Source organism: Telluribacter humicola, from assembly GCF_017355935.1.
In the GTDB taxonomy this organism is placed as follows: Bacteria; Bacteroidota; Bacteroidia; order Cytophagales; family Spirosomataceae; genus Telluribacter; species Telluribacter humicola.
Genome location: NZ_JAFIQT010000011.1, coordinates 15,909 through 40,928, shown reverse-complemented (window position 1 = coordinate 40,928; position 25,020 = coordinate 15,909). Strand labels below are relative to the sequence as shown.

Genomic DNA, 25,020 nt, shown 5'->3' with positions numbered 1-25,020 from the left:
ATACTATTTAAGGATTTCTAATAATTCTACTTCGAAGACAAGAGCAGAATTTGGTCCGATCGTTGGTCCGGCGGCACGTTCACCGTACGCCAGCTCGGATGGAAGGTACACTTTCCACTTAGAGCCAACCGGCATCAGCTGTAGAGCTTCCTGCCAGCCTTGTATTACACCATTGACCGGGAACTCTACTGGTTCGCCCCGTTCTACTGAGCTATCAAATACTGTTCCATCCGCTAGTGTTCCATGATAGTTTACCTTTACACGATCAGTAGCAGTGGGCTTGGGACCTTCCCCCATTTTGATGACTTCGTACTGTAGTCCACTTTCCGTAGTTTTTACTTCGGGTCTCTTCTTGTTCTCAGCCAGGAACTTCTCACCAGCCTGCTTGTTGGCTTGTCCTTTGACGCTGGTCTGCTTCTGGAAATATTCACCTATGACCTGATTGGCCTGCTCAGGGGTCATGGCAGTAGTACCGCCCTTCAGCGTTTCATTGATAGCCCTGATCAGGTGCTCTGTATTGATATCCGAAAGTCCCTGTGACTTAAGTGATCCGGCTACACTAATGCCTATCGCGTAGGCCACAGAATCAACATTGGTCTTGAGAGTTGGGGTAGCACTGGCTGTTGTAGCCTTAGGAGTAGTCGCCGCGGGTTTAGTGGGTGCAGGTTTGGAAGTTTTTTTGGTAGTCTGTGCTATCCCGTTTGTAGCCAGTAAAGTAGCGCAGGCTACGGTGGCAATCATTGCTTTCAAATTGATGTACATTCGGTTTTTTTAAATCGATAAAAAATAGTTTTATAATTGATTGGCTAAAAAACGAAATCAATTACTTAAAAAACACAGTATCTACCTAAAAAAGTTTGGTTAAGTGATAATTAGTGTGGATTGGCGGCTTTTGGGCCGGATAAACGGGGGTACGCCGGGAAACCTAAGAAAAATCTAATTTTGACGCTAATGTTTTTTGTAGTTAATGTCTATTATAAAAAAATAATGACGTAAATTTGCGGCACTTTTTGGGTAAGTTTCTTCTACACTTAAAATAAGTCAATTATACTATGATATCTGTAAGACCAGACGAAGTTTCGGCCATCTTACGCGAGCAGCTTGCTGGCGCTAAATCAGAGGCTGAACTCGAAGAAGTAGGTACGGTACTCCAGATTGGTGACGGGGTAGCACGTATCTATGGCCTTTCAAAAGTACAAGCGGGTGAGTTGCTTGTATTCGAAAATGGACTAAAAGCCCTGGCCCTAAACCTCGAAGAGGATAACGTAGGAGCCGTATTATTGGGAGACTATAGCGAAATTAAAGAAGGAGCCACCGTAAAGCGTACCAGCGAAATTGCTTCGGTAAGAGTTGGTGACCAGATCGTAGGTCGTGTAGTAAATACACTGGCTGAGCCTATCGACGGTTTGGGCCCTATTATGGGAGACCTGTACGAGATGCCCCTGGAGCGTAAAGCACCGGGTGTAATCTATCGTCAGCCTGTAAATGAGCCTCTGCAGACTGGTATCAAGGCGATCGACGCCATGATCCCCATCGGTCGTGGTCAGCGTGAATTGATCATTGGTGACCGCCAGACCGGTAAGACTGCCGTTGCGATTGACGCAATCATCAACCAGAGAGAGTTCTACGACAAAGGTGAGCCTGTATACTGTATCTATGTCGCCTGTGGTCAGAAAGCTTCTACCATCAAGCAGATCGAAGCTACCCTACGTCGCTACGGAGCTATGGATTACACTGTAATCGTAGCTGCTGCGGCTTCTGATCCTTCACCTATGCAGTTCTTTGCTCCGTTTACGGGTGCTGCTATTGGTGAGTACTTCCGCGATACCGGACGTCCTGCCCTGGTTGTTTATGATGACCTTTCCAAGCAGGCCGTAGCTTATCGCGAGGTGTCTCTGCTGCTGCGTCGTCCTCCCGGACGTGAGGCGTACCCTGGTGACGTATTCTATCTGCATAGCCGCCTGCTGGAGCGTGCCGCTAAGATCGTTGCGGATGACTCCATCGCCAAAGAAATGAACGACCTGCCACCATCACTGGCTGGCCGGGTTAAAGGAGGTGGTTCACTGACAGCTCTGCCGATCATCGAGACACAGGCTGGTGACGTATCTGCTTATATCCCTACAAACGTAATCTCGATCACTGACGGTCAGATCTTCCTTGAGTCTAACCTGTTCAACGCGGGTATCCGTCCGGCCATTAACGTAGGTATATCGGTATCTCGTGTGGGTGGTAACGCTCAGATCAAGTCAATGAAGAAAGTAGCTGGTACTCTGAAGCTGGATCAGGCACAGTTCCGCGAACTGGAAGCTTTCGCTAAGTTTGGTTCAGACCTTGATGCCGCTACCAAGCTGGCGATTGACCGGGGACGCAGCAACCTGGAAGTATTGAAACAGCCTCAGTACAGCCCGGTACCTGTTGAGCAGCAAGTGGCAATCATCTACGCATCTACAAAAGGTTTGCTGGATAAAGTACCAGTGGCTCAGGTAAGAGAGTTTGAAAAGGATTTCCTGGCTGTTCTGGCAGCTCAGCATAGCGATACATTGTCGGCGCTGCGCGCCGGAAAGCTGGATGACAGCATCACGGGCGTTCTTGAGAAAGTAGCGAAAGACGTATCGGCTAAGTACAAAGCCTGATTTGAAATAACCTAATATACAAGTCGACAGCAGGAAGAGAGCGGTATATGCAGCCCCTGTATTTTCCTCTCTTCTGCTTTAGCCTTCCACTTTTAGTCTACGCATGGCAAGCTTAAAAGAAGTACGTAACCGGATTGTCTCAGTTAACTCGACGCAGCAGATCACCAAAGCGATGAAAATGGTGTCCGCGTCCAAACTGCGCCGAGCTCAGGATAGTATATTTCAGATGCGCCCTTACGCGCAAAAATTAGGTGAGATGCTGGCCACCGTATCGGCTGGTGCCGAAACCGCCAACGAAAGCCCCTTTTCCAGAGTACGTCCGGTTGAGAATGTACTATTCGTAATAGTTACCTCAGACCGCGGACTAGCCGGTGCCTTTAATAGTAATATTATTAAGGCGACTATGGATCGTATCAGAACCCAGTATGCTGAGCAGGCACGCCGGGGCAATGTCGAGATCATGGCTATTGGTAAAAAAGGAGGTGAAGGTATGGCTCGTCGTGGCTTCAAAGTTAACGATCGCTACTCTGACCTCTATACCCGCCTTAGCTTTGTGAACGTGAAGGAAGCTGCTGAGGACATCATGAATTCCTTCTCGCAGGGGCGTTATGATGTAGTTGAGCTGGTTTATAACGAGTTCAAAAACGTAGCTACTCAGATCATCCGTACGGAGCCCTTCCTGCCGATCACTTCTGCACAGGAGGATAACTCAGCTACTCAGGTATCCAATGTAAACTATACATTCGAGCCTTCGGAGGCCGAAATAGTGAACGAGCTGATCCCCAAGACACTTAAAATTCAGCTGTACCGCGCTGTCCTTGAGTCCAATGCTTCGGAGCATGGTGCTCGTATGACAGCCATGGATAAGGCTACCGATAATGCGCAGGAGCTTCTGAAAGAGCTGCGCCTCGTGTACAACCGTACCCGTCAGGCAGCGATTACGAAGGAGATCCTCGAGATCGTGGGTGGTGCCGAAGCACTATCAGCTTAACAGCCAAAAAGAGTATAGTTCAAAACGGGGCGGATCGTACAGATTCCGCCCCGTTTTTATTTTCCGTATATCCCCACCTCAGACCCGCTACCGCCAATTCAGACCGATTGAGTAATTTACCGCACGGAAAGTTATTGTGGCACTAATATAATGCTATCTTTAAACCAGCGTTTTACCTAATCGACAGGTACTTAGAAGCCTGTAAACCTTATTTTCCAATATACCTTTATACTTTATGGCTAATCTGAAAATTTTCCGGGCTTTTGCAGCGGCCCTTCTTATGCTGGTGGTTATCAGCAGTGCTTCGGCTCAGAACGTAGATGAGATCATTAATAAACACGTAGAGGCCATGGGAGGAGCCGACAAACTATCTAACCTGAAAAGTATGAAGATAGAGGCTGCTATGCAGGTCATGGGCATGGAAATACCTACCACTACTACCATAGTACAGCAGCGTGGCTTCCGGAGCGAAACCGATATTCAGGGAACGAAGGTTATCCAGGCGCTGGATGGCACTACCGGCTGGAGCGTTAACCCCATGATGGGACAGAGCGCCCCTACCCCCCTACCAGACGAGATGGTAAAAGCTATGTCGGGCCAGGTAGATCTGACAGGCCTGTACGACTACAAAGCAAAGGGTTATAAAGCTGAACTGCTAGGTCAGGAGACACTGGAAGGTACGCCGGTATACCTGGTAAAGGTCACCAATACCAACGGCGTAGCCGTAACCAACTACATTTCGAAAGATACCTACTACATCCTACGCACACTGGTAAAAGCTAATGTAAACGGTCAGGATGTAGAGACTAAGATGACTCAGTCCAATTTCAAGAAGGTTGATGGCATTACGTACCCATTTTCAGCCCAGATCGAGTCTCCCGCTATGCCCGGCGCCATTACAATGGTTGTAAAATCTGTGCAGGTGAATCCTCAGATAGATGAAAGTATCTTTGCGATGCCCAAAAACTAATCGAAGTATCTGACTTCATCTCAATTTGTACAGGCACCGGCTTTATGAGCCGGTGCCTGTTGTTTGTATAGACCTGTTGCGCCCCTAATCCACAGGAATAGAACATATTCCCCATGTAACAGGCCTAAGTAAGCTTAGGCTATGTGGAATGATTGTTTAGCTATAGTACTTAAATGCTAGTTAAACTTAAAAGATATAATTATGACACGTAGAAGAGGAGAACCCGCCATACCAGGTGTCGAGAAGGAAAGAACAGAGTCACCTGTTTACACTTCCTACCCGACTAATACTGTCCCTACTACTCCTCCAGCGGAGGATCCCAGTATTAACCACAGTAGTGAAGACAACGAGGAAAATACTACTGAAGAAAGAGAATAGCTTTTTTTCTCATTTTCATTACTATAGAATCCCGCACCTACACAGTGCGGGATTTTTTTATATGTATTCGAACTAATTTGTAATTTTATATGTATATACACTAAATGTAATCACACTTATAACATAAAACACTACTAACAGTATGGAAACCGCAGTAAAAACTACCTGGGCCATCGACCCTACCCATTCCGAAATTCAGTTTAAGGTAAAGCACCTGGTTATTTCTACCGTTACCGGATCATTCAAGCAATTTGAAGGTACTGTCGAAACCGAAGGTGAAGATTTCACTACGGCTCAGATCCAGTTTTCAGCAGATATAGCCAGCATAGATACTAACCAGGAGCAGCGTGATCAGCACCTGCGCTCGGCGGATTTCTTTGATGCCGAAACCCATCCTAAGCTCACATTCGTATCAACCAGCGTTGAGAAAACCGGCGACGATACCTATAAAATCACTGGTGATATCACTATCAAAGGAACTACGAAGTCGATAGTACTGAATGCGGAGTACGGCGGCAGCATGGTAGACTTCTACGGTAACCATAAAGCGGGCTTCGAATTGAGTGGAAAAATAAACCGCAAAGACTTCGGCCTAACCTGGCATGCAGTAACCGAAGCAGGTGGCGTGGTTGTAGCTGACGAAGTAAAACTGGTCATCAACGTACAGGTTGCAAAGCAGTAGAAGACAAACTTATCCTACCGCTTAATAAAAAAAAGCACGGCTCCATGAGCCGTGCTTTTTTTTGTCTGAGACTATATATACCTTTATTAATCAATAGAATACCGTCCAGTAGTACTATTTCCTACCTCTTTGCCACCTTAACCATTTCCTGAATGAAAACACTTCTAAAAGTCGCCGGCTGGTTCCTGGCCCTTGTGGTATTAGCTGTCGCTGGAGCGGCCATCTACACTACATACGTCCTGCCCGACGTAGACGATGCCCCCCAACTAACCGTCGAAGCAACTCCCGAACGTATAGAGCATGGACGGTACCTGGCCAATAACGTGATGGTATGTATGGATTGCCATAGCCAGAGAGACTTTTCAAAGTTTGCCGGTCCGCTCAAAATGAATACTTACGGCGCCGGTGGTGAAGTGTTCGACGAAACTCTGGGCTTCCCTGGTACGTTTTATTCCCGAAACATTACTCCGGCCCGTCTGAAAGACTGGACAGACGGCGAAATATACCGCACTATTACGACCGGCGTCAACAAACACGGCAAGACTATATTTCCGGTTATGCCCTATAAGTATTACGCCGAGGCCGATCCCGAAGATATAAAAGATGTAATAGCTTATCTGAGAAGTCTCCAGCCTATCGATAGCGAAATACCTGAGTCGGATCCCTCTTTCCCTTTTAATTTTATCCTGAATACCATTCCGCAGAATGCTCCCGGTGGCAAACGCCCTGATCCAAGTGATAAGGTAGCCTACGGCCGTTATCTGGTCAACATAGGCGGCTGTCGTGAGTGCCATACCAAGCCCGATGCTCAGGGTAATAAACTGCCCGGGATGGACTTCGCCGGTGGCTGGGAAATGGGCATGGGCAACGGACGTGTTGTGCGCACCGCCAACCTAACCCCTGACAAAGAAACCGGCCTGGGTAACTGGTCCGAAGAAGCGTTTGTAGCCCGTTTTAAGGCCTACGCCGACAGCTCTTTCAAACCGGCGGCAGTAGGTGAGAAAGATTTCCAGACTAACATGCCCTGGATCATGTACGCTAACATGAAAGAGGAGGATCTGAAAGCAATCTATGCGTACCTGCGTAGTATAAAACCAATAAACAACAAAGTAGAGAAGTTTTCTATCCTTGATCCCGTAGCGATGAAGTAGCCGTTTCTTTCCAAATAGCAAAGCCCCTCCTACTGCTAGTAAGAGGGGCTTTATTACTATTACACATATAGTATACAAGTACTTGTTTTTAAGAACAAGGCAGAGTAAATAAATGGTCTGGGCAACACAAAATGCAGAAAAGAAGCTAATTATAACGCTTGAGCTTGTATTCGCATGTAGCAATACCCATAAATTGCTTAAACTTACGGCAAAAGTAGCTCCTCTTTTATCCAACGGTCTAAGGGGAGGGAAAAGCAGCTGTCGTCATTTAGTCGTATTTATTTGAAATAAAACAGATTTACCGTTGATTATAGAGAAGCGCGCCTACGCCCGGGCCGGTCTTTTGGGCAATCCTTCGGATGGTTTCTTTGGTAAAACCCTAGCCATTTCAGTACGTAACTTCGGTGCATCCATATCCTTATATGAATCTCCTGAACTACATATAGAACCTGAACCTCAGGATGGCAGTACCTTCAAGAGTATCTACCACCTGCGTGACTCGGTCAGTATGCTGGGGTATAACGGAGGTATTCCCCTCATTAAGGCTGGTATCAAGAAATTTGGCGACTACTGCGAAGAGCAGGGAATCCGTCTGCCCAACCGCAATTTCACCGTTCGCTACCGCTCGTCTATTCCCCGTCAGGTAGGTATGTCTGGGTCCAGTGCTATCCTGGTGGCGCTGTTCCGGGGACTGATGCAGTTCTATAAGGTGGAGATTCCCCTCGAGATACTTCCCTGCCTTGTACTGTCGTGTGAGTCGGAGGAACTGGGTATCGCAGCCGGTCTGCAGGATCGGGTAATCCAGTGTTACGAAGGCTGCGTGTACATGAACTTTGACAAGGAACTCCTTAAGCAGCGGGGCTACGGTGAGTACGAGCGGATCGATCCAGAACAGCTTCCTAAGCTGTACGTGGCCTACAACACCCATCTCAGCAAAGTATCGGGCAAGGTACATAGCGATGTCCGGGCGCGATTTGATCGGGGTGATACTGATGTGGTACAAACTATGGGGCAGATAGCTGGTCTGGCTGAGCAGGCTCGCACCGCATTGCGGGAAGGACGACCCGATGATCTGCACGATTTGATGAACCAGAACTTCGACCTGCGTTGCACGATCTATAAAGTATCTGACACCAATAAGCAACTTATCAACGCCGCCCGCGCCTGCGGCGCATCGGCCAAGTTTGCTGGCTCAGGGGGGACGATCATAGGTACCTACCGCGACGACGAGATGCTCAACCGCCTCTTTGTGGAGCTAAAAAAATACAACGCCCGCGTCATCCGACCCTACATAGTTTAATGAAGGAGAAAAGGTAAGAAAGTGTCTAATGGAGGAAAGTGCCAAAAGAAGATACTACTACCAACTAGTTATTTATGGCTAATAAAATTATAAGAAGGAGATAAAGAGATCAGGAGAATTACAGAACCAGTACTTTTCTCCTTTCCTGCTCTCCTCCTGTTCAACCTTAAACTTTACTATCTAACACCTACTCATGATTCGCAAAGCCGTTATACCCGCCGCCGGACTAGGTACCCGCTTTTTGCCAGCGACCAAGTCTATGCCCAAAGAGATGCTTCCTATTATAGATATTCCTACCATTCAGTACGTAGTGCAGGAAGCGGTAGACTCGGGTATTGAAGATATTCTGATTATTTCGGGCAAAGGCAAGCGCGCCATCGAAGACCACTTCGACCGTAACTTTGAGCTGGAAGCCCGTCTGGAAGAGAAGGAAGATCAAGCCTGGTACAATGAGATGCGCCGCCTGGCCGACATGGCTAATGTACATTTTGTACGTCAGAAGGAAGCCAATGGCCTGGGTGATGCCATCTACTACGCCCGCCACCACGTAGGTAATGAGCCCTTCGCGGTACTCCTGGGCGACACCATCATGGACTCAGTGATCCCGGTTACCCAGCAGTTGGTGGATACCTACGAGCAGTACGGCGGATCGGTGATAGCTGTGGAGCAGGTACCGGCCGACAAAGTAAACCGCTACGGGATCGTAGGGGGTACTTCAATGAGCGATACCATCAAGGAGCTAACAACACTGGTAGAAAAGCCCGCTGTGGAGTCAGCGCCTTCTAACCTGGCCATAGCCGGCCGCTACATACTGACGCCCGAGATATTCCAGGCCATTGAGCAGACGCCCAAGGGCAAAAACAACGAGATCCAGCTTACGGACTCCCTGCTTCTGTTGCTCAAGCGGGAGAACATCTACTCGCACCTGATCGAGGGTAAGCGTCACGATATCGGCAATAAGCTCGACTTCCTGAAAACAACTGTTGAGTTCGCGCTGAAGCGTAAGGAGTTTGCCGCTCCGTTCCGGAAGTTCCTGGAAGAGCTGCTGGCTACGCAGGAAGTGTAAAAGGAGCCTTTTTATAATATAGAGGCCTGTTCTACTTCTCAAAGTAGAACAGGCTTTTTAGCAAAGTACCTACCATATTCTATCCAACTTACATGACCCGACCTACGAAAAGAATTCTGCTTATTGTCTGGATGGCTGCGTTGTCTGGTTATCCGGTATTTTCTCAAACTCCCGAAGAACGCGATGTAAAAGTAGGGCTGGTGGTAGGAATAAATGGGTTCGGCACCTACGGGTCAAAAGCGCCCTGGCGGAGTGTAGGCGGAGGAATGATAGGTGTAGACCTCAGTTACCAGCTCTTAAAGAACGTCCCCCGGCTCAGCCTGCACTTTCAGCCCAACTGGGAGAAGGCCTACTACCGCGATGGTAGCAGAGAAGAAAATAATGACCTGATACACCAATCTATTAACCTCCCCATCCTGCTTCGTTATAAACTCTCCAGTCGCTCCCGCTTTCGTCCCTTTCTGGAAATTGGTGCCGGGTACAGAGCAGGACTGAAACATCACTATAAGGGCTTTACAACTCTATGTCCTATTATAGCTCCCTGCCATAGACTTCCCTATGAAACGGATCTTGAGCCTACCTCCACCCGGGGTAGTATAGCACTACTGGCTGGCGTCGGTGCCGAACTTCCCTTAGGCTCGGTTCGGATACCTATTTCTTTTCGCGTGAATCAGAGCATAAGCAGTTACAGCCTGACTAATTCCGGCTCAAACCAATCCACTTTCAACGAATTACAGACCAGTACCCTACAGGTAGTTACCGGAGTATCTTTCTGAAAGGCATTACCAATGCTTAATCAGAGCATCCCAAACAAAGAAAGCCGGTACTATTAAATTAGGTAGTACCGGCTTTTGCACTATGTATGCGAAGCAGGAGCTAAACCCTAACTCCTAAAAATCTCACAGCTATTTACTTTCTTCCCTCTTTACGGGCGCGGTCACGTATACGTGCGGCGCGGGTCTTGCTGTCGGGGTGGGTAGAGAGAAACTCAGGTACTCCTTTTCCTCCTCCGGCTTTAGACAATTTCTCAAATGATGAAGCCAGTGGTAGTACACTGTACCCGTTTTTCATCAGGAACTGGTAGCTATAATCATCAGCCTCAGTTTCCTGCTTACGACTGAATGACGCACCAAGCATGTAATCAGCAACCCCACCAATCTGCGATTTTGACAACTCCCCCAGAGTACCTCCCTGCGAGGCTACGGCATTACGTACCGCCGAACGACGGAGGGCGCTCTTCATGGCATCGTGGGAGTCTTTGTTGACTACGTGACCAATCTCGTGGCCAATAATTGCCAGTATCTCCTGGTCAGTCATGATGTCCATCAGACCTTTGAATACCCGTACACTACCATCGGCGGTGGCAAAGGCGTTCACATCAGGTACCAGATACACTTTGTAGTTGATAGGTATACCACTTACGGTACGGTGACGGCTCACGATACGGTTCAGTCGCTTGGTATAGGGGTCATTGGGACCAGCTACCGGATTCTGGGCGTCCATCTGCTGTACCGCCTGTCGTGAGTACTGCGCTACCTGGGCATTGGTCAGGGTCAGGGAAGTAATAGCATCAATTCCAGCCTGTGCGGCATGAGCGGCGCTGCTCTGAGCGTAGGCCATGGGCATGGTCAACAACCCACCTACTAGTATGAATATGCTTGCGATTCGTTTCATGTTCTCAAAATTTGGTTAGATACCAGAATGTCCTTTTCAGGTTATTCATCAGTTGGACATAACCGCTTTATAAAAGTTTAATGCCAGAACATAAATTTAAGACTATACCGCCCCTACCATTCATTTATACGCCACTGTACAGCAAATAGTTACACCTGACATCTACTACTCTGTTTGGTACTTTATCTCTACAAGTCACCAATATGTGAACCCCCATTCCGACACAATTTTATATATTTTCAGGAAGTTGCCTACCATTCAACCTGTTACTAGCAGGCCTCTGCCCGAGCCAACTGGCAGCTACCCGTCGGCAGACACTGCCCCTTTTATCCTGCCTGACGAGAGCTTTTTAGGAATTCTATTCCCCCGGCAAATGAAACGTCCGTCAACTCCTCAACAATGCTCCATGTTAAAACAGTACTCTACCAACGGCACATGCATGCGCCATTGCTATCTCATTCTTTAAGTTATAGCTAAACCAGAACATCCATGTTTAATTTTTTTTCAAAATATTTAAACAACAATGCAAACATTAGGTTCATATCGCAAAACGTAGTATAATCATAGTAACTAAAACTTAAACAAGATAGAGATGAAAAATCAATCATTGGTAGTAAGATGCATGATGGTAGTTGTATTGGGATGTGCGGTGGTACTGGGAGCCAATGCACAGACTACCACAGGTAAGGATCTGGCTGGAAGTGCCGCCCTATCCGAAAACCACACCACTTTACTGGCAGCGCTGAAGGCCGCCGGACTGGCAGACCAGGCGTCTTCGCAGGGTCCCTACACGGTATTTGCTCCTACAAACAGTGCTTTCTCGGCCTTACCCAGCGGTACTGTAGATAATCTCCTGAAGCCTGAGAACAAGAAGATGCTGTCGGGAATCCTACTATACCATGTAGTGCAGGGCTCAGTGATGTCGTCGGATCTGAAAGATGGGCAAGCCGTTACGACCATTCAGGGAGATAAGCTTACAGTACGTATGAAAGACGGAAAAGTCATGCTGGAAGACGCCAAAGGCAACATGGCCACTGTGACCACAGCCGACATCAAAGCGACTAATGGAGTAGTTCACTCGATTGATACGGTACTAATGCCCTCTAAATAAGCTCCAACCTGCTTATACCCCCTCTATCTCCCTCCTCTGTTTTACTATATAAATAAGTCAAGTTCCCTAGTTTGCTAGTGTTTGTGTGTTTACGCTCCGGCCGGATTCGGCCGGAGCGTTTTTATTTCAGGCTGCCAAAGCCCTGAGGCAGTTGGACTAGTTGGTACTATATGCCCTTGATGGTGCTTTTTTACCAAACTCCATCACCCCTAATTTCCCGCTAAACCCAATTTATAATTGAGTGTTGTTTCTACTAGCGTCTGTGACGCGATACCAGACCGACTATTAAATCGCGTCATAGGCGCTATACTATGCAACCCTGATTACAAATCAGGGTTAGCAGGGGAAGACTCAGGACATAGCGATTAGTACCAAAAAGGAGGTAAATTAGACCAGCACCTGCCTTTTCAACAATAAACAGAGGTACAGCCTGTTACCTTTAGTAGTAGCCCATATACTACCCCCTGCCCATGGAAAAAGATATCACGTTACAAGTCAACGGCAAGCAGCACAGTCTGCGGGTAGACCCTTCCACGCCACTGCTGTACGTCCTCCGCAACGAGCTGGAGCTGAACGGTCCCAAGTACGGCTGCGGTCACGAAGTCTGCGGAGCCTGCATGGTACTACTGGATGGCGTAGCCGTGCCCAGTTGTCGAGTACCTGTCGAATCTATGGAGGGCCGGAAGATCACTACCCTCGAGGGCCTCATCCGGCCCGATGGTACGCTACACCCGGTGCAGCGGGCTTTTGTACAGGAGCAAGCTGCCCAGTGCGGGTACTGCCTCAACGGCATGGTGATCGCCGCCGTAGCGCTGCTGGACTCAAACAAAAATCCTGACGATGCGGCCATCCGGGCGGGTATGGAGCGCAACCTCTGCCGCTGTGGTACCCAAACGCGCATCATGAAAGCCATTCAAAGAGCTGCTAAGGAATCCTAATCTTATCCCCACACTATCCTAGCTATGAAAGAATCAGCTTATAGTCCGCAGCAGTCACGCCGGAAGTTTATCAGCAGCCTCGGCTGCCTTACCATTGGCTTTTCACTGACGGGTACCCGCTGGGCGGAGGCTACTCCTTCCCCTTCGGCATTGGCACTACCCGGCAGCCTCACCATTGAGGACCGCATCGATGCCTGGCTGGAAGTACTTGCCGATGGCCGAGTACGGGTATTTACGGGAAAAATGGAACTGGGGCAGGGTATCCGGACGGCCATCGCGCAGGTAGCTGCCGAGGAACTGGAACTAGATCTGACGCAGGTAGAGGTACACCTGGCCGAAACGGGCCGTACGCCTAACGAAGGGTATACCGCCGGCAGCGGCTCTATGGAACACAGTGCCATGGCTGTACGCCACGCCGCCGCCGCCGCCCGGCAGCAACTGCTGGGACTAGCTGCCCAACATTGGAACACCAGGCCTGAACAACTCAACCTGTCCGCCGGACAGGTCAGGAAAACAGGGACGAATCAGGTACTTAGCTTCGCGCAGCTTCTCAATGGGAAGCAACTGGAAGGAGAGGTAAAGCCCTCGGTAAAGCTGAAGCCTAAGAGCGAGTACCGCTACGTAGGCAAGGCCATTCCCCGCACCGACATTGAGCGCATGACCCGGGGTGAATCGGTATATGTACAGGATATCCGGCTGCCGGGCATGGTACATGCGCGGGTGGTACGGCCACCGGCCTACCGCGCCCGACTGGAAGCATTTGACGAGAAGAATTTCAAAGTACCCGGTCTGCTTAAAACCGTGATCAACGGGAGCTTCGTGGCGGTGGTAACGGAGCAGGAGTACCAGGCCGTGCAGGCTCAGCAACGAGCACGCGAGCACGCCCGCTGGAGCCAGCCTCAACCGCTGCTCCCTTCGGGACAGGATCTGGAAGCCTATATCATAACACTCCCTACCCGGAGCCAGAACGTCAAGAGCCAGGGTACCGTAAGCCCGCTGGACCAGCCGGACGCTCGTACGTTGCGGGCGAGCTACTACAAGCCGTACCAGATGCATGGCTCCATCGGCCCCTCCTGCGCCGTGGCGCTGTACGAGGGGAATACCCTGCACGTGTGGACGCACACGCAGGGCGTGTACCCCCTACGCGACGCCCTCGCTAAAATGCTGAACATGGACCCGGACAAGGTACACCTTAAAGGCGTACCCGGCTCGGGTTGCTACGGCCACAACGGAGCGGACGATGTGGCCGCCGACGCGGCGCTGGTAGCCGTGGCCTACCCCGGCAAACCCGTGCGGATGCAGTGGATGCGGGAAGACGAGCACGCCTGGGAGCCCTACGGCAGCGCCATGCGCATGGAAGCCGAAGCCCGAATGGACAACACGGGCCGGATCAGCCACTGGCGCTACGCCCTCTGGTCCGACTCGCACAGCTCCCGCCCCGGTGGCAATCCGGGCAATCTGCTGGCGGCAAGGTACCTGGAGAAGCCCTTCAACCCGCCCGGCTCGGGCTACGCCGGAGGTGCCTTCCGCAACTCGGAGCCCTACTACGCCATTCCTAACTACCAGATAGACGTCCACACCTTTGAGGGGCCGCTGCGGGTGTCGGCGCTGCGTAGCCTGGGAGCCTATGGCAATGTATTCGCCATTGAATCATTTATGGATGAGCTGTCGGTAAAGGCGCAGAAAGATCCGCTGGACTTCCGCATTATGCACTCCACCGATGAACGGGCCATAGCCGTGATGCAGAAGCTGAAAGAGATGGTCCGCCCTGTCAAAACCGGGCCTAACGAAGGGATAGGAGTAGCTTTTTCCCGCTATAAGAATACCGCTACCTACTGTGCCGTGGCCGCCAAAGTAGCCGTGGATAAGGCTACGGGCCAGGTGAAGCTACAGCAGCTATGGGGTGTAATCGACGCGGGCGAAGTGATCAACCTGGATGGTGTCATCAACCAGACCGAGGGCGGTATGGTACAGTCGGCGAGCTGGACGCTCAAAGAAGAAGTCCTTTTTGATCAGCAGCACGTCAGCAGCCGCGACTGGACCTCCTACCCGATCTTCCGATACAGCGATGTACCTATCGTAGAGGTGGCCGTGATTCCCCGCCCCCACGAAGAACCCCTCGGAGCCGGTGAAGCCGCCCAGGGCCCTACCGCCGCGGCCGTAGTCAACGCCATCTACCGCGCCAGTGGCAAACGCATCCGACACCTGCCCGTCCGGGCGGAGGAGGTGGCGGGGTAGACCACATAAAAAGCGGGAGCAGTTCCCTTTGGTCTGCTCCCGCTTTTTATACTACTTACTGTCTAATCTCTATATATCTCCCCGTGCTACCAGCACCGAGTCCCGCTTGGTCTGCCGCTTCAGAATCTTATCCAGATGCTCGCTCAACCGCAGGTTCAGGCTGTCGGCAGGTATGTCGTTAGCATGGGGATCATTTACCAGTTCATGCCAGGGGCGAGGACCTTCAAAGTCATAGGCACCGTATATAAGTACAGGGGTACCGTAGGCTGTTACGCTGCCTCCATCGGGTGTCAGTCGCCACTGATCAGCCCAGTTATAGATCCAGTAGGCATCGTTCTCTAACAGACGCAGACAACCGTGGCTGGCCGGATAACCCGGAAGGCTGTATTCATGCATGCCTATACCTTCAAAGTTCATGATATTGAAGTACCAGTCCATGATCCAGCTATCGTCCACCGTACTGATCTTGCGCTTTTTGTGGTAGTTGGTATGGTACATCCCCGTAGGAGTTAGCCGCCCTTTACTACCCATACTTACCGGTCCCCAACGTACCAGTTTGCCTTTTTCGTAGGCACTAAAGGCCTGGATACGGTAGTCAAAGACTATAAGTTTTTCAATCTCAGAAGCGGAGTCCAGTTGAAACGGGAAAGGTGAATAGGCCATAAAATCAGCCGTAACGGTATCCGGCACAATAAGTGAGTCCAGACGTCTGATCCGGTTTTCGCTGACGCGGTTCAGAGCCAACACCAGATCTTTCTTGGTTCCACTCAGATTCTTCCGCAACGAGTCAGTTGTTTTCATCCATACATACTGAACATCGACAGGCTCAGCCATCATCCAGGCCGGCTCATCCGCAGGACTTTCAGCAAGCGTATCCACTCCTTCCATACCTAAAGTATCAGTACTACCAGAAGTATCGCTACCACTGGTTGCATACATCGGGGAAACAACCTGCTGATTGTGGTTGGTCCTATAGCTCACAGCTACTACCGCCAGCATCGCGACGAATAGTACCTTAATTGTATTTTTAACTTTATGATTGATCTTCATGGCTTATTGCATTTAAGTACTCACTCCACATGCTCTCTCTCCAGAAGCACTGTTTCGAGCCTGATAAGGCCCTTTCTATTTTGTACAGAGAAAAAAGTGAGCCATACGCCCTCAGCTCATATAGAGGCATTTTGAAGAAGAAGGTTGGTAAAAAATTGCACATTTAGGGAAGGCAGGGCAGCCAGTAAGGCTGGTAGACAGCAGGCGGAGGGAGAGGATCCATCACGATTTTATCAGAAAATTGCCCTACCTTTCAGGACAACTCCCGCCGGATCTGGTTAGTAAGCTAATGCCGGTAGCATCCGGAGCTGTACATGACTAATGATACCCCTGTGAATAGTTTCCAATCCGAACTCCGAACCGTCCAGGTGACCCGCTACGTCACGCCGTTGCGCGAAGGAGGCTCCCTGCCGGCCATTGCCGAGGCCAACGATGACTTTCTGTACGTACTGAAGTTCAGAGGGGCCGGACAAGGCCCCAAAGTACTGGTCGCTGAACTGATCGTCGGAGAAATCGCCCGCTTGCTGGGCTTCCGCATCCCCGAGATTGTATTCGCCGAACTTAATGAAGCCTTTGGACGCACGGAGCCCGACGAGGAGATCCAGGACCTGCTGCGGGCCAGTGAAGGGCTCAACCTGGCGCTCCACTACCTGTCCGGCTCTATTACCTTTGACCCTCTGGTCACTACGGTGGATGCCCGGCTGGCCTCCGAGATCGTATGGCTGGACTGCCTCACAACCAACGTTGATCGTACCGCCCGCAATACCAATATGCTGATGTGGAATAAGGAGCTATGGCTGATTGATCACGGTGCTGCGCTGTACTTTCACCACACAGGTCAGCCCTGGGAGGAGCAGGCCCAACGCCCCTTCGCCCAGATCAAAGACCACGTACTGCTGCCTCAGGCGACGGAACTTGATGCGGTTGATGCGGAGTTCAGGCAGGTACTTACCGAGGAGAAAATCAGATCTATTGTATCTTTGGTGCCCGATCAGTGGCTAGTGGAGGGTGACCCCCAGGAACAGCGGCAGGTGTACGTCAACTTTTTGACGACCCGCCTCGCCCATTCAGAAATTTTTGTCAACGCAGCAAAGGATGCCAGAGAAGCACTTATTTGAATACGCCGTCATACGAGTAGTACCGCGGGTGGAGCGGGAGGAGTTTATGAATGTCGGCGTCATCCTCTTCTGTTCCTCGCAGGGATTCCTGCAAACGCGCTACGAGTTGAACGAACAGCGGCTGCGGGCTTTTTCGCCCGAGATAGACCTGGCGGAGCTGAAAGAACGGCTGCGGGCTTTCGAGCGCATCTGCGCCGGACGCCGCGAGGGCGGCCCTATCGGTCAGCTACCTACATCTGGGCGCTTCCGCTGGCTGACTGCCGCCCGTAGTACTGTAGTACAGACATCAGCGGTGCATCCGGGACTGTGTGAGAATGCCGAGGAAAAGCTCTCTAAGTTGTACCACCAGTTGGTTCAGTAGCTACTTATTCACCACCGGTGATCCTATAAAATGAGAGCCCGCAGCCAGGTCGCTTCGGGCTTCCCTGCTCAAGCGGCACCAGGGCCACCTCAGCCAGTACACCTTCTTCTTTTGATAATGAGTGAACACGACTCTTGCTCCGGACCACCGATGGTCCAGAGCAGGGTACCTAACTTCCTAACTAGTTACCTCAGCCTGTCGGCTATTCCTGCTTCTATGCTCCAGTCGTCCATAAAGTAACGCCTCCACTTTCCAAAGGTTACCCCTACTGAGCAACTTTAAGTTTTTTCTAATACATACCTATCTGCCGCGTTGTACTGTATTGGGACCTGTATACTCTGGAATCATCCCCCATTTTGTATGGCCCCCTCCCTACCGCAGGATAAACACCACGAACAAATCCTTGTAGCCATTGTTAATTTTTACCACGCTTTACCTTGAAGTATGATGCGCTACATATTCTTTTTCGGGCTTCTTTTTTTAATTGGCTGTAAATCTAAGGATGAGGCTTCTGAGTCTAAGAAGAAGGACTCCGTAGCTAACCAGGCTCCCCTTAGCGCCGACTTTCCGGACCGGCCTCAGTATGTAAGTATGCCCCCTATTCCGGATAATCTCACCTTTGCCGGCGAGAGGGTCCCCCTGGAACGGGATGATGTACGCGAAGGCCTGGAACACGAATTGATTGTCAATACATTCCGCCACTCCAATACTATTTTTGTTCTGAAACGCATCGAGCGCTGGCGTCCTCTGATCGAAAAGACCCTACAGGAGAATGGCGTACCTACTGACTTTATCTACCTGGCTGTAGCCGAAAGTGAGTTTCAGAACACCGCCCGGTCTTATGCCGGTGCCGTGGGTATGTGGCAGTTTATGCCGGCTACTGCCCGCGACTACGGCCTGACCATCAACGGTGATATAGATATGCGTAAGGATCCTAAACTGGCCACCGAGGCGGCCAGCCGCTATCTGAAGTGGGCCTACCGTAACCTCAACAGCTGGTCACTGGTCGCTGCTTCGTACAATCGGGGAGTCAGTGGTGTAAAGAGCGTACTTGACGTGCAGAAAACGAATAACTTCTGGGACCTGTACCTCAACCCCGAGACCGCCCGCTATGTATACCGCCTTATCGCCTTCAAGCTGATCATGGAAAATCCGCAGGCGTACGGCTTCTTTATACGTCCCGAGGATACCTACCGACCTTACAAGTTTAAGACCGTACGGGTCGATAAGACCATTAATCTTATTGACTTTGCTAAACAACATAATACTACCTACAAGGAACTACGGGAGCTGAATCCGTGGTTTAGTAACACCTCCAACTACCGGCTGGTAGCCAGTGGTAAGGGGTACGAAGTACGGGTGCCGGACCGGGAGGCAGCACAGGCAAGTGTCACTCCCAGGCCTGCACAGGAATAGCACTTCATGAACAATACCGATGGTTACATAGCGTTGGTTTTATACCTGCGTCGGTACACCGCACCAGCAATAAAAAGAGGCTCCGAGTAAGCAATTCAGGAATTACCTGAGGTAGATTTTGTGTTGCTCTCTTTGCAACTAAAAGCCACCGCAGTGAGTACTGGTAAGACTGCCTGCCAAAACTAGTTAAATGAGTGTGAAAGGAAGTGTGTGGTCATTAAGTCAACTAGTGTTAACTTAGCGATTTATCTGGCACACAGAAAGCGAATATTGAAGGATTTGTATGATTGACACTGCTCCTCTAAACGATAACCCTCTTGACCAGCAACTATGGCAGCTATTTAAAGACGGGAATCATGAAGCATTTGAGCAGATTATCGAGCGTCACTACGACAGTTTGTTCCGCTTTGGTACGCGGTTTACCAAAGACATCAGCTTTATTGAAGACTGCCTGCACGATCTGTTTGTATACCTATGGGAGAAGCGCTTGTCTCTAAGCGCTACTGATTCTATACGTAAGTACCTGTTCAAGTCATTCAGGCACAAAATGCTACTGGAGCTGCAGCGCGTCCAGCGCCGCGGCTGGGTATCCGAAGACGAAGCCTCAGAGCTCCCCTCTGAGCAGAACTTCCAGGATGTGCTGTTCCTGCTGGAAAAGGAGCAGCTCACCGTTCATAAAATCAAGCATGTCGTCAACCAGCTGCCCATCCGGCAGCAGGAAGCCCTGTACCTGCGCTACTTCGAAGGGCTGGATGTGGACCAGATCGCCCACATCATGAATATCAACCGCCAGTCCGTTTCCAATCACCTCCACAAAGCCCTTACTTTCCTGAGGGATCACTGGGAAGACTCCATAATCCCCATGTTACTATTGTACGTTTTCGGCCCCTTTCACTAATAGCTTCAAAAAAAATTAAAAAAAAGTCTAAAACGGAGGGTATGTAGAGCGACCCAGCTAATTGTCTGTATAGAGAGGCAGACAAATAGCGTTTTTCAATGAAATCATTTAACCATTCTGAGCTTAGAGATTTTCTCGAAGATGAGTCCTTCCGGATGTGGGTATTCGGAGAGGCTACTCCCGAGCTAGCTCAGTGGTGGGAGCAGGTCCCACTCCTGTATCCCGAGAAGGCGCCTGTCTTCCACAGAGCCAAAGAGACCTTACTCGCCATTCAGGGAGAAACATTCACCTTGCCTCCGGCCAGAGTCCGGCATAACATCCGTCGTATTACCGAGGCGACCCAGCCAGCTGTTGAACCCCTGAATCCTGAGCGCCGGTATACCCTGCCGGTATGGCGCTGGGCCGCCGCTGCCGTTCTGGTGATCGGCATGGCCTGGCTGGGATGGGATCAGTACCAGCGGGTAAGCGATCCTACGACCCGTATCTATCAGGAACTGACTACCAGCGCTGCTACACCCCTAGAAGAAGTGACAAATACTACTTCTGACAACAAGCTGGTGATGCTCACCGATGGTAGTTCGGTACTGCTGCTTCCCAATAGCCGGATCAGCTTTCCCCGGGAGTTCAACAGCCATGCACAGCGGGAGGTATACCTGACGGGCGAGGCCTTCTTTGAAGTTGCCAAGAACCCCGAGAAGCCCTTTTTTGTCTACGCCAATAATATCATCACCAAAGTACTAGGAACCAGCTTTACGGTCAAAGCGACCAAAGATGATCAGATCAATGTCATTGTGAAGACCGGTAAAGTGTCTGTATTTACCCGCTCGGATAAAGAGAGGGTCGAGAAGCAGCAATCCAAACAGCTGGCCGGTCTGGTACTGACTCCTAACCAGCGGATGGTATTTGATCAGGAAGATGGCCGGCTCCTGAGGTCACTGGTCGATTCGCCTACGATCCTGGACATACCGATTCAGCGGGCCATGTTTGAGTTTAGCGGAACTCCCATTAACCGGGTGTTTGCCGCACTGGAAAGGGCCTACGGGGTAGAGATTGTATTTGATGAGGAGGTCATGAAAAACTGCTTTCTGACCGCATCCCTTGATGATGAGCCCCTGTTCGAAAAGCTATCTATGATATGCAGGACGCTGGACGCCCATCATGAACAAATGGATGGAAAAATAATAATTACCAGTAAAGGATGCCGATAGAACACTAAACACAATGTATTTGCCTATGCCCAAACACCAATAAAAGTAAAGCTTAAAAAAATGAGTCAGCAATGCTGCAACATTACTGACTCTCTGGTCAATCCCCAGTTGCTCTCTCTAAAAAAGCACCCCGTTGGGGGTAAGGGAATTTTATTGCCGATGTAAACCGACAACCAAACCAAATTTATGAAAATTCGAATACAACTGCAGCAAAGGCTGCTCAAAATTATGAAGGTCAGTTTCTACCTGTTTTTCTTAGTAACAGCGTTTGCGACGATCACACAGGCAAAAGACTCGTACGGGCAGGAGCTACTCAATCAAAGACTGAGTCTTCAGCTAAATAACCCAACCATTGAGGAGGCGATCAAACGCATAGGCGCTGCGGCGGACGTGAAGTTTATGTATAACCCGCGTATCTTCACCCAGCAGCGCATAGGTACCCTAAAAGTTACCAACGAAAAACTTTCGGATGTACTCGAAAAGGTACTCTCTCCGGCTTCCCTTACCTACGAACTGGGCGGTAATACCATCATCCTGAAGCGCGCCGCTGATAACGCTAAATCAGGCGAACAGGTACCGGGCCCAAACGCCGGCAAAGCCGTAGACCCCATCACCGTTAAGGGACGTGTTACCGACGAGAGAGGTGAAGGACTGCCGGGTGCTACTGTGTTGCTGAAAGGCACCAGCATCGGTACCGCTACGGATGTAGAAGGTAACTTCTCCCTGAATGTTCCCGACGGGAACGGTACCCTGATCATCTCCTCGATCGGCTACAGCTCTCAGGAGATCGGGATCAATAACCGCACTACCCTACCCGATATTAAACTGGGATCGGACGTAAAGTCACTGAATGAAGTGGTCGTAGTGGGCTACGGTACCCAGCGTAAGAAAGACCTTACCGGTGCGGTATCCGTAGTAGATGTACAGGAGCTACAGACGCAACCCACGGCTCAGGTTACCAACCAGCTACAGGGTCGTGCTTCGGGGGTTACTGTACTAGGTTCGGGTCAGCCCGGTGAAGCGCCTCAGGTGCGTATCCGTGGTCTGAATACATTCGGTAACAACCAGCCTCTCTATGTAGTGGATGGTGTACCTACTCAGAACATCAACGACATCAACCCTAATGACGTGGCCTCTATGCAGGTCCTGAAAGATGCCGGTTCGGCTTCTATCTACGGTTCACGCGCGGCTAATGGGGTAATCATCATCACGACCCGTCGTGGCTCCGGTAAGGTGAAGGTACAGTACGACACCTACACCGGTATGCAGTTCCCCAAGAGCGGCAACGTATGGGACCTGCTCAACCCACAGGAAACGGCTCAGCTAAAATTCAACGCGCTCCGTAACTCCAACCCCAACGTAGTAATCAACGATCCTCTGTACGGCAGCGGTACTACACCCGTTCTGCCGGACTATATCGCTCCACAGGGAGCCAAAGAAGGAGATCCTTCGGTTGATCCTTCACGTTACAATCTGAACCCGTTCTATACCAGCGTAGATCAGTACAACCAGTTTTACCGTATTACACGGGCTAACAAGGAAGGTACCGACTGGTTCCACGAGATCTTCAAGCCGGCTCCGATTACCAGCCACAACGTCGCTGTGAGCGGTGGTAGCCCGCAGGGCAACTACCTGTTCTCGTTCAACTATTTCAACCAGCAGGGTACACTATCCAATACGTATCTGAAGCGTTATACCATCCGCTCTAACAGCCAGTACAACGTTCGCGAGAATATCCGTGTAGGTGAAAACCTGGCGTTCTCGGTTACAGATAACCCTCGTATCAACGCCCTGCAGGAAGGTAGCGCCATTGGCCATGCGTTCCGTCAGCAGCCTATCATTCCTGTATATGATATCATGGGCAACTACGCCGGTGGTTTTGGTCAGGGATTGGGTAACGCACTTAACCCGGTGGCTATTCAGCAGCGTACGGCTAACAACCGGGGTATGAACAACCGTCTGTTCGGTAACATGTACGCTGAAATCGACATCCTGAAAGACATCACCGCCCGTACCAGCTTCGGGGGAGAGGTATTCATGGGTAACTTCAACTCGTTTACGTATCCTGCTTACGAAAACCAGGAGAATACCACTACCAACTCCTATACGGAGAATACCTTCAGCGGCTACAACTGGACCTGGACCAACACCGTACAGTACCAGCACTTATTCAACGACATCCATGATGTGAAAGTGGTAGTAGGTACCGAAGCGTATCAGAACAAAGGCCGTAACGTAGGTGGCTCGACGCAGAACTACTTCTCGTTTGACCCTAACTTTACCAACCTGTCGACCGGTGCCGGTACGCCTACCAACTACAGCAACCGCTACGCTGACGCGCTGTTCTCGCTCATCGGTCGTCTGGACTATACCCTGAAAGACAAGTACCTGCTCGGCGCTACCATCCGTCGTGACGGTTCATCGCGCTTCCAGACCTACCAGTACGGATGGTTCCCCGCGATCAGTGCGGGATGGAGAGTATCGGAAGAGGACTTTATGCAGGACGTAAACTGGCTGACGGATCTGAAAATCCGCGGGGGTTACGGTATCATGGGTAACCAGCTGAACGTAGACCCGGCTAACGCCTATACTACCTACGGTGGTGACCGTACTTCATCGTATTACGCGATCACCGGCTCTAACTCCATGAACCAGCTGGGCTTCCAGCGTACCCGCATCGGTAACCCCAATGCGAAGTGGGAGAAGAACATCAACTCGAACATTGGTTTTGACGCCAGCCTGTGGGGTGGTAAACTAGACATCACCGCTGACTACTACCACAAAGAAGTACGCGACCTGCTATACACGCTTGAACTCGCCGGTACCGCCGGACAGGGAACGGCTCCTGCCGTGAACGTAGCCCGTATGCGCAACACCGGGGTTGATCTGGCTGCTTCCAGCAACTTTGATATTACCAGCGATCTGAAGCTGAATGCTACGCTGACGTTCACGACATACAATAACAAGATTGTGTCACTGGCCGAAGGTATCGACTACTTCGATCAGGAAGGTCGTCGCTTCAACGGTAGCTACATCGTTCGCAATGCCGTAGGCCACTCGATTGGTCAGTTCTATGGCTATAAAGTGGATGGTTTCTGGGATTCACAGGAAGAAATCAATACCGCCAATACCCAGGCTCAGCAGGCTACCGGCAATACCAACGCTATCTATCAGAATGACGTAGCCGTAGGTCGTTTCCGCTATGCGGATATCAACGGTGACGGACAGATTACTGACGAAGACCGTACCTTTATCGGTAACCCTAACCCTGACTTCAGCTACGGCCTGAACCTGGGCGCGACCTATAAGCAGTTTGACTTCAGCATCTTCTTCTACGGTACGCAGGGTAACGATATCTGGAACAACGTACGGTGGTGGACTGACTTCAACGCCAACTTCCAGGGAGCCAAGAGTCGCACTGCTCTGTACGATTCATGGACTCCTGAAAACCCTAACGCCAAGGCTCCTATCCAGGAAACCGTAGGTTCATTCAGCTCAGCCAACGTCCCTAACTCGTACTTTGTAGAGAATGGTTCGTACCTGCGCGCCAAGAATGCTCAGCTTGGTTATACCCTGCCCGCCGGTTCACTCAAGAAACTGGGTGTAGAGCGTCTGCGGGTATATCTGCAGGCTGCCAACCTATTTACTATCACCAAGTACTCAGGTCTGGACCCTGAAATCGGTACAACTGCCAACACCAACAACAGCGCCGGGGGTAGCCTCAACCAGTCATTCTCGAATACTACTTCATTTGGTATCGACGAAGGGGTATATCCTAACCAGCGTCAGTTCCTGTTCGGTCTGAATGTAACGTTCTAATTTTTTATCCTACTTAAT

General features: G+C 50.4%; 21 protein-coding genes. 18 read left to right on the top strand and 3 right to left on the bottom strand.

Annotated elements, in window-relative coordinates; translation table 11 throughout:
- Positions 1-3 precede the first annotated feature (3 nt).
- Entirely contained in the window at positions 4-762 is a 759-nt protein-coding gene (gene bamJ, locus JUB14_RS26140) for a BamJ family beta-barrel-assembly machinery protein (RefSeq protein WP_207509826.1), read from the bottom strand.
- 290 nt (positions 763-1,052) lie between these two features.
- On the opposite strand from bamJ, the gene atpA reads away from it, so the two are divergent.
- From atpA to JUB14_RS26095, 9 genes are all read left to right on the top strand, one after another.
- On the top strand, positions 1,053-2,633 hold the full coding sequence (atpA, locus tag JUB14_RS26135) for a F0F1 ATP synthase subunit alpha (protein WP_207509825.1): 1,581 nt from the start codon (positions 1,053-1,055) through the stop codon (positions 2,631-2,633).
- 103 nt (positions 2,634-2,736) lie between these two features.
- Positions 2,737-3,624: an ATP synthase F1 subunit gamma gene (atpG, locus tag JUB14_RS26130; RefSeq protein ID WP_207509824.1), complete on the top strand. Its 888-nt coding sequence runs from the start codon at positions 2,737-2,739 to the stop codon at positions 3,622-3,624.
- A gap of 235 nt (positions 3,625-3,859) precedes the next feature.
- A complete protein-coding gene (locus JUB14_RS26125) occupies positions 3,860-4,594 on the top strand; it encodes an outer membrane lipoprotein-sorting protein (RefSeq protein WP_207509823.1) in 735 nt (244 codons plus the stop codon).
- A 201-nt stretch (positions 4,595-4,795) separates the two neighbouring features.
- Positions 4,796-4,972: a hypothetical protein gene (locus JUB14_RS26120; RefSeq protein ID WP_207509822.1), complete on the top strand. Its 177-nt coding sequence runs from the start codon at positions 4,796-4,798 to the stop codon at positions 4,970-4,972.
- Between the two features lie 142 nt (positions 4,973-5,114).
- A complete protein-coding gene (locus JUB14_RS26115; protein WP_207509821.1) occupies positions 5,115-5,654 on the top strand; it encodes a YceI family protein in 540 nt (179 codons plus the stop codon).
- Between the two features lie 152 nt (positions 5,655-5,806).
- Positions 5,807-6,805, top strand: a complete 999-nt coding sequence (locus tag JUB14_RS26110; RefSeq protein ID WP_207509820.1) for a c-type cytochrome — start codon at positions 5,807-5,809, stop codon at positions 6,803-6,805.
- Between the two features lie 304 nt (positions 6,806-7,109).
- The gene (locus JUB14_RS26105; protein WP_207509819.1) at positions 7,110-8,105 is read left to right on the top strand and encodes a mevalonate kinase family protein; all 996 of its coding nucleotides are present in this window, start codon (positions 7,110-7,112) and stop codon (positions 8,103-8,105) included.
- A gap of 193 nt (positions 8,106-8,298) precedes the next feature.
- Positions 8,299-9,171 (top strand): UTP--glucose-1-phosphate uridylyltransferase GalU, encoded by an 873-nt coding sequence (galU, locus tag JUB14_RS26100; protein WP_207509818.1) that lies wholly within the window; start codon positions 8,299-8,301, stop codon positions 9,169-9,171.
- A 92-nt stretch (positions 9,172-9,263) separates the two neighbouring features.
- Positions 9,264-9,947 (top strand): outer membrane beta-barrel protein, encoded by a 684-nt coding sequence (locus JUB14_RS26095; protein WP_207509817.1) that lies wholly within the window; start codon positions 9,264-9,266, stop codon positions 9,945-9,947.
- Positions 9,948-10,080: 133 nt separating this feature from the next.
- Here the strand turns inward: JUB14_RS26095 and JUB14_RS26090 are convergent, their stop codons facing one another.
- Positions 10,081-10,845 carry a M48 family metallopeptidase gene (locus JUB14_RS26090; protein ID WP_207509816.1) on the bottom strand — a complete coding sequence of 255 codons (765 nt, stop codon included), beginning with the start codon at positions 10,843-10,845 and terminating at the stop codon, positions 10,081-10,083.
- Between the two features lie 592 nt (positions 10,846-11,437).
- On the opposite strand from JUB14_RS26090, the gene JUB14_RS26085 reads away from it, so the two are divergent.
- The 3 genes from JUB14_RS26085 (at position 11,438) to JUB14_RS26075 (ending at position 15,132) form a co-directional block, all read left to right on the top strand.
- Entirely contained in the window at positions 11,438-11,956 is a 519-nt protein-coding gene (locus JUB14_RS26085; RefSeq protein WP_207509815.1) for a fasciclin domain-containing protein, read from the top strand.
- A gap of 470 nt (positions 11,957-12,426) precedes the next feature.
- A complete protein-coding gene (locus JUB14_RS26080) occupies positions 12,427-12,894 on the top strand; it encodes a (2Fe-2S)-binding protein (protein ID WP_207509814.1) in 468 nt (155 codons plus the stop codon).
- Between the two features lie 24 nt (positions 12,895-12,918).
- Complete coding sequence (locus tag JUB14_RS26075; protein ID WP_207509813.1) at positions 12,919-15,132, top strand: xanthine dehydrogenase family protein molybdopterin-binding subunit; 2,214 nt, start codon at positions 12,919-12,921, stop codon at positions 15,130-15,132.
- Between the two features lie 69 nt (positions 15,133-15,201).
- Here the strand turns inward: JUB14_RS26075 and JUB14_RS26070 are convergent, their stop codons facing one another.
- Positions 15,202-16,182 carry a L,D-transpeptidase gene (locus JUB14_RS26070; RefSeq protein ID WP_207509812.1) on the bottom strand — a complete coding sequence of 327 codons (981 nt, stop codon included), beginning with the start codon at positions 16,180-16,182 and terminating at the stop codon, positions 15,202-15,204.
- A gap of 332 nt (positions 16,183-16,514) precedes the next feature.
- Between JUB14_RS26070 and JUB14_RS26065 the strand changes: the two genes are divergently transcribed.
- The 6 genes from JUB14_RS26065 to JUB14_RS26040 all read left to right on the top strand — a co-directional run bounded on the left by JUB14_RS26065 (position 16,515) and on the right by JUB14_RS26040 (position 25,002).
- Positions 16,515-17,300, top strand: coding sequence for a HipA family kinase (locus JUB14_RS26065; protein WP_310586202.1), 786 nt, complete (start codon positions 16,515-16,517; stop codon positions 17,298-17,300).
- Entirely contained in the window at positions 17,278-17,661 is a 384-nt protein-coding gene (locus JUB14_RS26060; protein WP_207509810.1) for a DUF3037 domain-containing protein, read from the top strand. The genes JUB14_RS26065 and JUB14_RS26060 overlap by 23 nt, the downstream gene beginning before the upstream one ends.
- A 444-nt stretch (positions 17,662-18,105) precedes the next feature.
- Positions 18,106-19,077: a lytic transglycosylase domain-containing protein gene (locus JUB14_RS26055; protein WP_229368321.1), complete on the top strand. Its 972-nt coding sequence runs from the start codon at positions 18,106-18,108 to the stop codon at positions 19,075-19,077.
- Positions 19,078-19,360: 283 nt separating this feature from the next.
- The gene (locus JUB14_RS26050) at positions 19,361-19,975 is read left to right on the top strand and encodes an RNA polymerase sigma factor (protein ID WP_207509809.1); all 615 of its coding nucleotides are present in this window, start codon (positions 19,361-19,363) and stop codon (positions 19,973-19,975) included.
- A gap of 98 nt (positions 19,976-20,073) precedes the next feature.
- Positions 20,074-21,183: a FecR family protein gene (locus JUB14_RS26045; protein ID WP_207509808.1), complete on the top strand. Its 1,110-nt coding sequence runs from the start codon at positions 20,074-20,076 to the stop codon at positions 21,181-21,183.
- 186 nt (positions 21,184-21,369) lie between these two features.
- Positions 21,370-25,002 carry a TonB-dependent receptor gene (locus JUB14_RS26040; protein ID WP_207509807.1) on the top strand — a complete coding sequence of 1,211 codons (3,633 nt, stop codon included), beginning with the start codon at positions 21,370-21,372 and terminating at the stop codon, positions 25,000-25,002.
- Positions 25,003-25,020: the final 18 nt, after the last annotated feature.